The organism is secondary endosymbiont of Heteropsylla cubana, assembly GCF_000287355.1.
Classification (GTDB): Bacteria; Pseudomonadota; Gammaproteobacteria; order Enterobacterales; family Enterobacteriaceae.
Map to the genome: position 1 here is coordinate 425,577 of NC_018420.1, position 14,807 is coordinate 440,383.

The following is a 14,807-nucleotide window of genomic DNA, read 5'->3' on the forward strand; positions in this document are numbered from 1 at the left end:
AATCACGCATTTAATATTATAATAAATATTTCTATAAATATTTAAAGTTAATTTATATTCAACTGGTTTATGTAGGATTTTTTATCTAACATTATAGATTTTTTCTATAAAATATTTAAACTAAAAATAGTTATTTTAACTATGCATTACTACTTATTCCTCCTAATCTTTTTATCTATAAAAGATCTAAAATATTAGTTGTAGACAATTTAGGCATGTTATGAATTATTTCAATTTATTTAATTTTTTCTTATCGAACGAATTGATAAGTAAATTTATTATTTATAAATATCATGGATGTTAAAAAAATATTTTCTAATATTGAATGAATGTTTTTTTAATTTTTATGACATGAAGTTAATTAAAACACTAACTTTAATTAAGTTATTAAATAAAAGTTTGGTTACAGAATAACTTGTTTGTTTAGTATAAAAAGATAATATGATAAGTTTTGTATATACTTAAAAAGATATCTACACGTTTATTTATTAAACAACATGCATAATATATTAGTTATTAACGTGCATTACATTGAAAATTTTTCATATGTTAATTATTAGAAATAAACAATGGGTTTCTATAAACTTTATTGGATAAAAAAAAGGATGACAAAATTTATAAATCTAGCTTTTCTTCCATAAAATATTTACTATAGTTGTGTGTTTTTGATAATTATTTTTTTTGAATTAAAATACGTGAATTGATTTACTTTGGTTGCAATATTTAATTAGCGTTTATTAAAAATATTGTTTTAACAAGTAGATATTTTGTATTTTTAAAGGAAAAATTCAACATTTTTTATTACTTTTTATCTATGATGTAGATATTTATTGTTAATATTTTTATAAGTATAAATCATGTGTATGATTATATTTTTTAATATAATTTTAAAATTTTTATCAAGAAAAGAAGATAATGGGATACAATTGTTCAAATGTTATAAAACAAATAGTTGTCATAAAAATCTAGAAAATAGTTTTTTTTTGTTATTAATGGCAATATCATCAATGATGATCTTTGTATACTTCATTATTAAAAAATCATACACATATTTAAATATTACATCGAATAAGTTTTATTCAGAAAAAAATAGATTTTGTATAAGTAAATTTACATTGTTAAGTTTATTCATTTGTTAATGCTTTGTTAAGACATTTTTCTATAAAAATTTACTTAACATATTTAGCAAATGCTGAATGGCGAAGTAGTTAAAATATCTGTCATTTTTGATACTTGGAATAACCATGGTATCATTCTTTTAATTATATAACTAAAAATTTTTATTGTTAGTAATTTATTTCCAAAAATTATTAAAAATTGTTACTGGCAAATGACGTTTATGTTTGCTATTAAGATAATAATCTTCAATGATGCTACTGAACGCAGTGTTAATAGTTTTTCCTTCTAAATAGTCATCTATCATGTCATAGGTAATACCTAAAGCTATTTCGTCAGGTACTCCAGGACGGTTATCTTCTAAATCAGCCGTAGGTGCTTTTAGATATAAATGTTGAGGACATCCAAGATATTGCAGTATAATGCGACCCTGCCGTTTATTTAATCGGAAGATGGGATTAATGTCAGTACCTCCATCACCATATTTAGTAAAAAAACCAGTCACTGCTTCTGCAGAGTGATTAGTGCCTACTACGAGACCTGCATGTATTCCTGCAATACTATATTGTACTTTCATTCGTTCGCGAGCTTTTTCATTTCCTTTAGCATAATCGCTTAGTATAATACCTGCGTCTTTCAAGCTAGATTCACTAGCCTGAACAGATTGTTTGATATTCACTGTAATTACTCGATCAGGTTGAATAAAATCAATTGCATTGCGGCAGTCTTCTTCATCTATTTGTATCCCATAAGGTAGTCGGACACCAATAAATTGATAGTCAATACAATTAGTTTCAACACGTAATTCACTAATAGCTTGTTTACAGATTTTACCAGTTAGCGTTGAATCTTGTCCTCCGCTAATACCTAACACAAGAGTGCGAAAACAGGCATTTTTATATAAATAGCTTTTAATAAAATCTACACTAATTCGGAATTCAGTGATTGGATTAATTGTAGATTTAACACCGAGATTTTTTATAATTTCTTTTTGTATGTTCACCTATATGTTCCTAGTAAAAATAAAAGATTAACAATAATATGGAGCGTTGTTTAGAACAACAAGGTATAATAATTAACTGTTCTGAATAATAATTGAATTGCGTTGTCTAATAACTTCAAATAAGCAGATTCCAGCAGCAACGGAAACATTAAGAGAAGAAAGGGCTCCAGACATAGGGATGCTGATTAATTCACTGCAGTGTTCTTGTGTAAGACGTCTTATTCCTTTACCTTCTGAACCCATAACCACCGCAAGTGGTTGGGTTAGTTTAGTTTGATAAAAATATTTATCTGATTCTGTAGTAGTACCAACCACCCATATATTATATGCTTTTAGCAAACGTAAAGTGCGTGCTAAATTAATTACACGTATAAGAGGTATGGTTTCTGCAGCTCCGCTCGCGACTTTTTTTGCGATAGGATTAAGAGGTGCAGTACGATTGTTAGGTATGATTACTGCTTGTACTCCAGCAGCATCTGCAGTACGTAGGCAAGCACCAAGATTATGCGGATCAGTGACGTTATCAAGAACAAGCAGTAATTTAGGTTTGTTTTCTAGAAGATCTATAAGATCTTTTTCCTTATATTTTCGAGGTTTTTGAACAAGAGCGATGATGCCTTGATGTAAGCCACCTTTTGCTTTTTTATCTAAAAATTGCCGATTTACTATATATATAGAAATACCTTTTTTTCTTAACGGTTCTATTAATTTATAAAAACGGCGGTTATCATGATCTTTTAGCAAGTAAAGATCTAGTATACGATGTGGAGCGTATATTAGTAACGTTTCTACGGAATGAACACCATAAATAATTTCGTTCATAATAATTTTTCTCTTCATCCGATAGTTATTCTAAGTCCGTTTTTAAATTATTTTGATAACCAATGTTATTTTCTTGTTAAAGAAAACGTAGTGATTAACCTTTTTACTAAACATTTTTTTTTGTTCAGTTTAGATTTTATAATCTCCATATTATCAAGGACAGTATGTTTCTATTAAAAATAATATTTGTGTATTTTATAGATACAACTATATAAATAATATATATAAACATGTTAAATGGTTTGTTATAAAACTTTTGTAGAATAAGATCTATTTAGGTTTTTATTAATATTTTTATCCCCGACTTTTTCTTTGAATATTGCTTCTTTTAATAGAGAAGTAGATATCTTATAATATTGGTGCGGTTAAAATATTAATTTAATTCCAGAATCTATTCATGTAAGTAGTTTTTATTTTATTATATAAATAATTTAGCAAATATTTTTAATAGATGTAGTATCTATATCTGTATATAAAATAGATTGTTACTTTCTGTTAGTGGAGTCTTATGATTAAGATATCACCTCGTTTACATAAAAAGTTAATTTAGCCCTCTAAATCTTCTAAATTAGGGCTAAAAAAGCTTGATTATTACGATATGTATTATGAAATTAGAATATATGGGTTTTAAATTAGTTATAATTGATTATCTGTTATAAAGTTTTATAGGTTTATTTGTTGTCTATATCAAGTGTTTTAGTTTATAACTTTATGTTCAAATAAGTATGATATTTAATGTGTTTTTTTAAAAGAATAGAAAAGCCTTTTAATTATTTTCTTGATTATTATCATGGCAAAATTTAAACATACACTAACATTTTTTAATTACATTTAAATAAATTATAATGTTTGTTATAATAAATAGAGAAAATTTATTTTAAAAAACTTGATTTTGCAAAAAAAACTAGATTTTTAAAAGATTTTTTATCTTGAAAATTTGCGTGATTAGTTGTGTTAAAGAGGAATGAATTCCACGTTTTTATTTATTTTTTTTACTTTTGATTTTATTTTTTTGATATCCATTTTTTTTATTAAGTATAACAATTATTTTAATGTTTCTATTTTTTTAGTGTTGCGGTGAATATATAAAGTCTTTCTTTTAGTGTTTTTAAGAGTTTTAGGTTGACAATAGTTTCTAAATTTCTTTTTTTTAAGTTGATAAATACTAGAAATTAAAGAAAAATGAATTCTTCGTTCTTCCATATGCACGGATTTAACAAGAACTTTTACTGGCTCTCCAAGACGGTATATAATTTTTTTAGAATTTCCGATTAATCTTTGTTTAATGTTATCATAGCGAAAATAGTCATTTTTTAATGATGAAACATGAACAAGTCCCTCAATATAAAATGGATCAAGACGAACAAAAAACCCAAAATTAGTAACGTTTGTAATAATGCCGTTAAAGTGCTTGCCTACATGATTTTTCATAAAATCACATTTTAACCAGTCTTCTACATCACGAGTTGCTTCATCAGCTCGACGTTCATTGAGTGAACATCGTTGACCTAATTGAAATAATTCTTTTTTTTCAGAGTGCCAACCACCAGATGGTGTTGAACGACCGTGAATTTGACCGTTTTGTTTTCCAAGAATGTATTTAATTGTACGATGTAGAGCTAGATCGGGATAACGGCGGATCGGAGACGTAAAGTGAGCATATGCTGGCAAAGCTAGGCCAAAGTGACCGCGATTGTCTGGATCATAATTTGCTTGTTTCATTGATCTAAGTAGCATCAAATGCAACATTTCATAATCAGAGCGAACTGCTATCCTAGTCATCATATTGGCATAATCTTTAGGCTCAGGTTTTTCACCCCCGCCAAGATTTAAGCTTAATTCTGCTAAGACTGTTTTTAACGATGCAATATTTTCTTTGGTAGGTCGATCATGAACACGATAGAGAACCGGTTCTTTATATTTTTCAACAAATCGAGCTGCAGAAATATTTGCTAAAATCATGCATTCTTCAATCAGTTTATGAGCATGATTTCGCTTAAATGGTTCAATATGTGCGATTCGTTGCTCTGAATTGAAAACAAATTTAGTTTCTTCAGTGTTAAATGAAATACCACCTCGTTGAATTTTAGCTTTTTCAAGGGTTTTATACATTTCATGTAGTTGTTTTATCGATGAAATAATTGATGCATGCTGGATATGTCCTTGTTGTCTCTTCTCTAGAATATTAAATACTTCATTATAAGTCAGTCGAGCATGTGAGTGCATTATCGCTTCATAAAACTTATAAGAAGAGAGTTCTCCTTGAGTAGAAACAATCATTTCGCATACAAGACATAGTTTGTCAACGTTTGGATTTAAGGAGCATAGATTATTAGATAATAGTTCGGGAAGCATAGGAACCACTTCTGATGGAAAATAAACTGAAGTAGTTCTCCGGATAGCATCTTGATCAAGGGGTGTATCAGGGCGCACATAATAACTTACATCAGCAATTGCAACCCAAAGGTGCCAACCTCCACTTGGTTCTTTTTCACAATACACAGCGTCATCAAGGTCACGTGCATCTTCATCGTCAATTGTCATCAGTGGTAGCATGCGTATGTCAACTCGTTCACACTTATCTTTTATTATTATCGCAACCTTATTTTCTTCTTGTAAATGAGCAAGTTGCTCTTTGACTTCTGGTGACCATATATAAGGAATTGCATGGTTACGTAACGCAATATTCACAGCTATACTTGTACTCATGTTATCCCCTAGCACTTCTACTACTTTACCTATAGCTTTATTTTGGCGCGTCGGGCGTTGCATTAACTCTACAACCACAATAAATCCTACTCCAGCGCCTCGAGTTTCTTCTTTAGGGATAAATATATTAAAATTTAAGCGACTATCGTCTGGCACAACAAATATATTATTAGCATCAATAAAAAAACGGCCAACAATATGACTAGAATTTGGGACAAGAACTTGGAGAATGCGTGCTTCTCGACGACCCTTCCTATCCTGGTTATGGGGTTCTGCCATAACTAAATCACCATGTATAGCAAGTTTCATTTGTTCAGCAGATAAATAATAGTCATCTTTATCACCTAAAACTCTCAGGAAACCAAAGTGTTCTCGATGACCAATAATTGTACCGTATATACGGTTAACATAGTCTGGAAGTGTATAGTATTGTTGTTGGATTAAAATTAATTCTCCATCTTTTTCCATAGCATGCAGGAGCTGGTGGAAACCTCCCAGCTGTTCTTTTCCAAAAATCTCAAGTTCTTGTTCAAGATCTTCTTTTCGGATAGGTTTGTCTTGTTTAGTCAAATGGGCGAGAATATCTTTTCGACTAGGAATCGAACATGTATGCTTTTTCAGTTCTTGAATTAGCAAAGGATTCTGTAACATTGTATCACCTCCATATTTTAAAAATAGGTTATCATGGTATTAACTAGCTAGTGCATCTAGCTAGAAAGTTGTCTTCATAAATGATGTAAAATAATGAGATAATCTAGATAATTTAGGTGATGATAGCTATTTTTTTTAAACAATCTAGATTTTAGGTGATTATACGTTTATAAGATCATCATCATTCAAGACTTTTGGGTTTCTTGTACCAATAAAAGTCTCTAATAAAAGATTAGCTTATTTATAACATGTTTATTAAGCTGTATCGATCTCTTGGACGATATCTCAAACATTTGATTATTCGAGAGATAATATAGATTGCACAAAAAAAACTAAACAATACAATGAAGGTTATTATTGTTTAATAATAAAATTATTATGTTAACAACAAAATGTACATTTTCTAGACGTTATATAATTTGACTAACTTGATTATTAAATCATATTAGCAACCAACTAGAACAGCTAGATGATTCATGTATAAAAAAATAAAAAATAGTATCAATTAAAATTAATATCAATAAATCTATATAGCTGGCAACTAATGAGGATTACATATTCTTGATAAGGTGAACAAAAGTCTGATTATATTAGTTGTAAAAACTAGATTTTTTTATAGATGTAATCTGTACAGCGAATGCATGAAATTAAAAATGAAATCGTTTGTTATTTTTGTTGATTTTATTATTGTATATTTTATAAGTTGATAACTTTAAAATTTAAAGAAGGAAATAATCCTCGATTAGAGATTATTTATAAAAATAAATATTAATAAATCATTTATTATCTTTATTTAATTTAAAAAGTGTTGTTTATATAAGTAATATCATAAACCTAGTTAATTGGTTATAGAATATAATTTTTATTAAAGAAACGCGCTCTTTGAGAAAATGGTTGTTTTAGTAATCAATCAAAAAAAAATAACCGTTTTTATCTTTAAGATATTTATAAGATATAAATTTAAGTTTATAAGAATTTAAAATTAATTAACGTTAAATGGAGAGCAATAAAAGTAGTATGTATTTAAAATGGTAATAATATGAAAATTTAATAATGATTTTTCTTACAAACTAACTGTTAGCTATTAAAAATATCTAAAATTATATCATGTTTGAATTGTTTGAAATTTTTTTTGATTTTTATGTATATAAATTTTGAAAAAATTATTTATATAAAATAGCATTTTATATTAAAATTATCTTTTTAATATAAAAAAGTTTAAATATATATATTTTATATAAAATACATATATATATTATTGATATATCATATTGAAGGATGAAAATCCTAATTTCTATATCATGACATAAATCAATCGTGAAATGGATCGCGTAAGGTTATTGTTGCGCTACGATCAGGTCCTGTTGAAATTATATCTATAGGTATGCCGGCAATTTCTTCGATGCGTTTAATGTAGTACCGCGCTTCTGCTGGTAGCTTATTAAATGACTGTTGGTTAACGGTATTTTTTTCCCAGCCCGGCATCGTTTCATAAATTGGCTCAATATTTTTCCAATTATCTATTGATAAAGGGGTATGTTCTGTTATACGTCCATTAGGTAGGCGGTAGGAAGTGCATATTTTGATTTTCTCCAGACCGTCTAGTACATCAAGTTTTGTAAGGCATAAGCTAGATAGTGAATTTATTTGTATTGCGCGACGAATCGTTACTGTATCTAACCAGCCTACTCGTCGTCGGCGACCAGTGGTTGTTCCAAACTCATTTCCTTTAGCACAAAGAAAATCTCCTATATCATCCACTAATTCAGTAGGAAATGGACCTGAGCCAACGCGAGTTGAATAGGCTTTTAAGATACCTAAAATATAGTCTAGATAACGTGGACCAAAACCGGAACCAGTAGCCACTCCACCAGCAGTGGTATTTGATGAAGTAACATATGGATAAGTGCCATGGTCGATGTCTAATAACATTCCCTGTGCACCTTCAAACATTATTACGTCACCACGTTTACGAGCTCTGTCTAGGAGCTCAGAAACATCTACAACCATAGTAGTTAGTATGTCAGCTACTTCTAATATATCTTTTAAAATTTTTTGAAAATTTACTGGTTTAGAATTGTAATAATGTACTAATTGAAAATTATAATAGTGTACAGCTTCTTTAAGCTTATCAGCAAATTTTTTTTTATTAAAAATATCACCCACGCGGAGTGCTCGACGAGCTATTTTATCTTCATAAGCGGGCCCGATCCCACGACCAGTTGTACCAATAGCTTTATCAAGAAGAGCTTTTTCACGAGCTATATCTATGGCAACATGATGAGCAAGAATAAGCGGACAGGATTCAGAAATTACCATGCGCGAACGTGCTGGAATATTTTTTGATTCTAGTTCATATATTTCTTTTATGAATGCTTCTGGTGATAACACGACGCCAGAAGCGATAACGTTTATAACGTTTTTATGTAGAATTCCTGAAGGGATTATATGAAGAACTATTTTTTTTCCATTGATCACTAAAGTATGTCCAGCATTGTGCCCTCCTTGATAACGAACAACATATTTAGCTCTTTCTGTTAAGAGATCGACGATTTTCCCTTTACCTTCATCACCCCATTGAGTGCCAAGAACAACAATATTTTTACCCATTATGAATTTTACCAAATGATTTAAGAGCGAATGAATATAATTTAAATATATGACTTTAATGGTGTTACTATATTTGTAGATCAAATAAAAGTTTTTATAGAAAAGATCAACATAATAAAGATAAATGATTACAATCATAACGTTATAGATAAAAATAAACAATCTGCTAGTAGCATCGAAGTAACACTAACTATTTTATTTTCATGAAAATATTATAAATTTTATTGTGATAATAAAGATAAGAAAATTATATAAACAATTGAGTTTAGAGGATATCTTTATTTCTTTCATGATAATCACTAATGAAGCATTCTTCAAATTAGATTTTTCTATATCTTAATAGTGTTTTAGATAAATTTGTTATATGGAAGAATAATATTATAATTTTTTTATGATAATCTTATCCATAATAGATATAGAAGGTTTAAAAAAAATATTGAATAGCGTTCAACTTAGTGAATGGTAATTAAAATTAACAATTATTTAATATATTATTGTACATAACTATTTTATGATAATTAATATAACTAGTATATATATGATTATAATCCTAAATTACTATTTTATTATCATCTATATCTATTAGAAATGATTGTTTTTGAACAAATAAATTTTCTATCTTATTTTATTTTATATTGAAGGGGATTAGTTGAGTTTATTTTCATTTAGTTATTAACTAAAATTTTGCAATTAATTGCTTATTTAATTGATAACTAAAATAGTTTCGGTTAAAAAAATACTGTATTTTCACTATCAATAAATTTTTTTTATAAGGTAATAATATAAAGATGAGGATTGTAGATATGCTAAATAGAGATTTTTTTAGAAAGACATTAGTTACTAAAAATAATTTAATTATAAATTGCATATTATTGTGAATAGAACAATAAAATTCATTTTTCTATGCAATTTTTTTTCTTTCATGAATTAGATATGTATTGTTAATTGCTGTTTTATTACCATCAAAAGGTAAAAGATAAAAAAATAAGTATTTTCTTATATATATTAGAAGTAAAATGTATATATTATTTAATATTTTTTTATTTTAAAGTATATTAATTATATTAGCAATTTTCAGAAAAAATAGTTGACTATATATAGATAAAAGTTTTGATGTGTGTAATGGAAATAGCTACGTTAATGACAATAAGTCACCATAAAAAGATAAAGTCATTAGCTATCGCTTATAGGCTATAAAATACACTATAATCAAATTTTTTAATGAAATTAATGAGTATTTTTTATGGTGTAATTTATCATAATTAAATTTTTTTGTGTATCTAACAAATATTATGTTTTTTGTGATCAGAGACGTTATCTTAATTATATAGTTATTTTTTTTATTTTTTAAAGGTTAGTTCAGTAATGTTTTAATTAATGATATATTTTAGTTGTTTACTAAAAATTTAAATATTATATAATAAATTAAATAAATTTTTTAATTCTATTAAATAAAAATATAATTTTTAATTAAAAAAATTTATTTATATAATTAAGGTAGTCTACAATATAACAATTTATAAAACATTTATAGATATAAAACACCTGTTGCGTAGTAGATGTAGTTTTATTGAAGATAATTTACGTTTAAAAAAAAGAGAAGTATTTATTTTAATACAAGAAGCCCGACAGAGCGGGCCTGATCAACATTATTGGAAGAGAGAAGGCAGAATTAGGGTTGAGAACTGTTAACCAAGGTATTTTTTGAAGATTGTATAAATCGAAAGAAATCGCTTTCGGTACTTAATACCATTATATCATTTTTATTAGAAAAACTATTTTCATATGCTACTAAACTTCTTATAAAAGCATAGAATTCTGGATCTTCGTTGAATGCATCGGCGTATAATTTAGCAGTCGCCGCATCTGCTTCACCCCGAATAATTAAAGCTTGACGCTTGGCTTCAGCTAATGTACGAGTCACCTGGTAATCTGCTGTAGCACGTAGCTTTTCCGCTGCTTCTAGACCTTGGGAACGATGACGCCGCGCCACAGCTTCACGCTCAGCACGCATACGTTGATATATAGCATCTGATACTTCCGTAGGTAAGTTGATTTGCTTTATACGTACGTCAACAACTTGGATTCCTAACGCATTCATACTGTTCGAGTTTATCGACGCTTGAGAGTTATGAAAGTCGTTCTCTACTCTATCCGAATCAGAAGCGATTGTGTTATCAGCTGTTATTACTTGTATGTCTTCATCTTCCCCAGAAGTTCCGTTATTTAGCGCGTTTCTAACATCAGTCATGAGACGATTGCGAGAATCGGTAACAATTCCTTTGACATCTAATTTTCCAAGCTCTGAACGAAGACGATCTGAAAACTTCCGTTTTAGCAAGATTTCTGCTTGCGAAATATCACCACCTCCAGTAGAAAGATAATAACGACTGAAGTCGCTAATCCGCCATTTTATATAAGAGTCAACGATTAGATCTTTCTTTTCTAATGAAACAAAGCGATCAGCTTGATTTTCCATCGTTTGAATTCGGGTGTCAAGATTTTTAACAGTTTCAATAAAAGGTATTTTAATATGTAAACCTGGTTTGTATATCACAGGATTATTAGATTTATCACGTAAGACTTTTGAAAATCTTAAAACAATACCGCGCTCTCCTTCCTCTACAAGAAATAATGATCCAAAAAGACTGAATAATACTATGATTATAATAAGCAATAAACAATTACGCATTTTTACCCTCTCCCTTCGCGTGTCGTATTGTTACGTTGCGTGTTAGCTTGACGTTGATCAATAACTGATATGTTAGGGTTTCCCTCTCGAGAGGTGGGGTTTTTTATTTTCATATTATTATCAGCTAATTGAAATAGATGCATAGTATCGCTTACTGCTGATTTATCTTTCTGATTGCTAATTGACTTATCGCGAGCGACGTCTTCGATTGGAAAAATTAGAAGATTCTTGTTGTTTTTATCGTTGATAAGAACTTTTCGATTTTTCTTTAAAATGCGCTCCATAGAATCAATATATAAACGCTCACGAGTAATTTCTGGTGCTGCTTTATATTCAGGTAACACTTTTGTAAATCTCTGCACTTCACCTTCTGCCTCTAGTATAGTCCGAGCTTTATAAGCTTTACCTTCTTCTAATATACGTTGTGCTTGACCATTAGCGCGTGGCTGTACTTCATTAGAGTATGCTTCCGCTTCGCGGATATATTGCTGTTCATTTTCTCGGGCTGCGATAGCATCATCAAAAGCCATCTTTACTTCTTCTGGTGGGCGGGCAGCTTGAAAGTTAACATCTAATAGAGTCATGCCCATATTATAAGGTTGGATAGTTTCTTCGAGAACACGTTGGGTATCACTTCGCACTACAGTGCGACCTTCTGTTAGGATTCTATCCATGGTGTATTTACCGATCACTCCGCGTAAAGCACTATCAGTTGCCTGACGTAAGCTATCATCAGGATAAATAACACTAAACAAGTAGCGTTCAGGGTCAATCACTTGATATTGAACATTCATTTCGACGCGTACGACGTTTTCGTCAGAGGTTAACATGACACCAGAGGCTGCTAATTCACGTACTGACTCTACGTTTACTGCGATTACTTTGTCTACAAAAGTAGGTCTCCAATTTAAACCAGGTTGAACTATATAACTAAATTTTCCAAAACGCAAAACTACTCCTCTTTCAGCTTCTTTTATTGTATAAAAGCCACTTCCTGACCAGATAACGATAATAGCAATGATGATCATGCTGAGATAAAAACTGTGCCTACCTGGTAGGTTGGAATCTATTCTTTTTTTTCTTATTGATGATAATTTGTTAATAAATTGAACGAAGATATCTCCTAGAGAGAGAGGTCGTTTTATATCTCTCCCTTTTTTTTTATTTCCCGCAGAGTTGTCGCCATTATTACTGCTACTTCCCCATGGGTCTCGGTTATCTCCGTTGTTCCCAGGCTGATTCCACGGCATTGTTTAGCTCCATTTTTTTAACTTTAATTAACCTTGTTTAATAGTAATGCCTCATAGGACACTTCAGATGAAAATGTTACTAATACTTTTTATATAATCGATACTAGTCAATAATGAGCAATTTTATAACCAGATTGATATTGAAATTTTATCAAGTTACTTTTTTGATAGAAAGGTTATTTTTATAGCGTAGCATCCATTAATCAGATTAGTCTTTTTATAAGATCCAGAAGTTTTTTTAGGTGTCTTAGAAGGATTATTCTATGAATTGATTTAAAATAATAAAACCTTTATCTATTTGACTGGATAGTAATTATGTAGACTGAGGGTTTTTAACCAACACTTTATGAAATAGAACATGATTCTTGATTTGTTAAGCATTGATAATGGATAACTTTCTTCTGTATATGTTTAGCTCCCATCATAGTATCATTTTCAATGCAAGCTGATCTTAAGTAATCAATGTTATTAAGAGGTGTGTTGTATTTTTTTAATAGAAATTAGAAGTTCTTATTTTTATTTGTAAATCTATGATTTTATTTGTTTAAACTATTTTACCGGGTCTTATAAAATGTGTTTTTTTGGATCTTGTTAGCTATTATTTATTAGGTTAAGTAAGGTCTTAACACCGTTAAGTAGTATAGAGAGATAATTTTAGGAAGATAATATATGCATGATATCTGTATTTTCCCTTAAATTTAGTTTAGACAATAATTGTTTATTGCGTGGTAAAATTTCCATTTTTTTGAACATTTTTACTGAATATGAAGAAAATTATTAAATATCTGATTTAATCACCGAAGGTGTTTTTATGTTAATTGTAAGTACTTTCGTTGTGTTCTAGATCATCTAAAAGGTTAAGTGTTGTATTAAAAAATATTATTTAGTCTAAATTATAGAAACCAATAAATAGATTTAAAATTTAGATATGTAGATTAAATAGTGTCTTTACTTTTAATTACTGTCAAACAGAGTAATGATTATCTTTAATATTAATGTAAAAAAAAGTAAGTTATTTAGTTCTATTTTTAACTTTCTATAAAAAAATTTTTATTTTAATATCTTAGTCTCATTTACTAAAATGTTTAGTTTGGTTTTGTTTTGATCAAGCTAGATTAATTTATTATTTTAAAACGTTTTTGAGGTATCAAAGTTTAGAATAACAATAGTATCACAACTATATATTTTTTTTATTTCTGAGCTAGGTATCATAATTTTTAATTAGTGGTTAATACAGAATGATCAACGAAAGTAGATTGATTGTTTATAATTTTTTACGAAATATTTAAGAAAATAGTTTTTTATAAAAAGGTATAGTCATAGTAAAGCGTATTACTTAATTTTTAGAATATTTATTATTTTTTACCCTCCCTTGCTAATAATCTAACTTAAGTAGCATTGCAGTTTCTCTTTCCTTTAAAATCTACTTCGTATTTTACGCAAGGGGGGCGAGGAGTTTTTCTCTGCATGGAGACTTTTTGATATAAACTCTATTTTTAAAATATACTATTTATAGTGATTTACTATCTTACTAAGTGTTTAAACGAGAAATATATTCTATCTAATATACAAAAACTATAAGTGTTTTTCTAGAAAAATAATATAACTTTTAACTATAAACTCTAATAAAATGTGAAGCTTATTCTTTTTGATTGCTTGCCAGTTTCGGTGGTTGTATAGAAAGGATGTGAGTATTTTTATAATCGATTGCACTGTCAGTCGAATTAGTATGATGATGAGATATAGGACGTGACGGTACGACAGTAGAGATAGCATGTTTATAAACCATTTGGCTGATATTATTTTTCAACAAAATAACAAATTGATCAAAAGATTCAATTTGTCCTTGTAGTTTAATTCCATTAACCAAATAAATAGAAACTGAAACACGTTCTCGACGTAATGCATTTAAGAACGGATCTTGTAAAGATTTCCCCTTACCCATTATGTTTTT

At 28.8% G+C, this 14,807-nt stretch carries 6 protein-coding genes and 2 pseudogenes; all 8 read right to left on the reverse strand.

The genetic code is table 11. The features are described from left to right. Nucleotides 1-1,294: 1,294 nt before the first annotated feature. Nucleotides 1,295-2,119 (reverse strand): ammonia-dependent NAD(+) synthetase, encoded by an 825-nt coding sequence (gene nadE / locus A35E_RS01070; protein ID WP_014888828.1) that lies wholly within the window; start codon nt 2,117-2,119, stop codon nt 1,295-1,297. A gap of 72 nt (nt 2,120-2,191) precedes the next feature. Next, a complete protein-coding gene (gene rlmB, locus A35E_RS01075) occupies nt 2,192-2,941 on the reverse strand; it encodes a 23S rRNA (guanosine(2251)-2'-O)-methyltransferase RlmB (protein ID WP_014888829.1) in 750 nt (249 codons plus the stop codon). Nucleotides 2,942-3,985: 1,044 nt separating this feature from the next. Continuing rightward, nucleotides 3,986-6,301 (reverse strand): ribonuclease R, encoded by a 2,316-nt coding sequence (rnr, locus tag A35E_RS01080; RefSeq protein WP_014888830.1) that lies wholly within the window; start codon nt 6,299-6,301, stop codon nt 3,986-3,988. Between the two features lie 1,311 nt (nt 6,302-7,612). After that, nucleotides 7,613-8,911 carry an adenylosuccinate synthase gene (locus tag A35E_RS01085; RefSeq protein WP_044105100.1) on the reverse strand — a complete coding sequence of 433 codons (1,299 nt, stop codon included), beginning with the start codon at nt 8,909-8,911 and terminating at the stop codon, nt 7,613-7,615. Between the two features lie 1,672 nt (nt 8,912-10,583). After that, nucleotides 10,584-11,603 carry a protease modulator HflC gene (gene hflC, locus A35E_RS01090; protein WP_014888832.1) on the reverse strand — a complete coding sequence of 340 codons (1,020 nt, stop codon included), beginning with the start codon at nt 11,601-11,603 and terminating at the stop codon, nt 10,584-10,586. 214 nt (nt 11,604-11,817) lie between these two features. Further along, nucleotides 11,818-12,619, reverse strand: a pseudogene (hflK, locus tag A35E_RS03325) (FtsH protease activity modulator HflK); the annotation flags it as partial. A gap of 123 nt (nt 12,620-12,742) precedes the next feature. Further along, a pseudogene (locus A35E_RS03330) lies at nt 12,743-12,853 on the reverse strand (hypothetical protein); the annotation flags it as partial. Between the two features lie 1,639 nt (nt 12,854-14,492). After that, on the reverse strand, nt 14,493-14,798 hold the full coding sequence (gene hfq / locus A35E_RS01100; RefSeq protein WP_014888834.1) for an RNA chaperone Hfq: 306 nt from the start codon (nt 14,796-14,798) through the stop codon (nt 14,493-14,495). Nucleotides 14,799-14,807 lie beyond the last annotated feature (9 nt).

Bases quoted from the DNA above. Each gene is read 5' to 3' on its own strand.
- rlmB (WP_014888829.1), bottom strand. From the start codon at position 2,941: ATGAACGAAATTATTTATGGTGTTCATTCCGTAGAAACGTTACTAATA.
- rnr (WP_014888830.1), bottom strand. From the start codon at position 6,301: ATGTTACAGAATCCTTTGCTAATTCAAGAACTGAAAAAGCATACATGT.
- A35E_RS01085 (WP_044105100.1), bottom strand. From the start codon at position 8,911: ATGGGTAAAAATATTGTTGTTCTTGGCACTCAATGGGGTGATGAAGGT.
- hflC (WP_014888832.1), bottom strand. From the start codon at position 11,603: ATGCGTAATTGTTTATTGCTTATTATAATCATAGTATTATTCAGTCTT.
- hfq (WP_014888834.1), bottom strand. From the start codon at position 14,798: ATGGGTAAGGGGAAATCTTTACAAGATCCGTTCTTAAATGCATTACGT.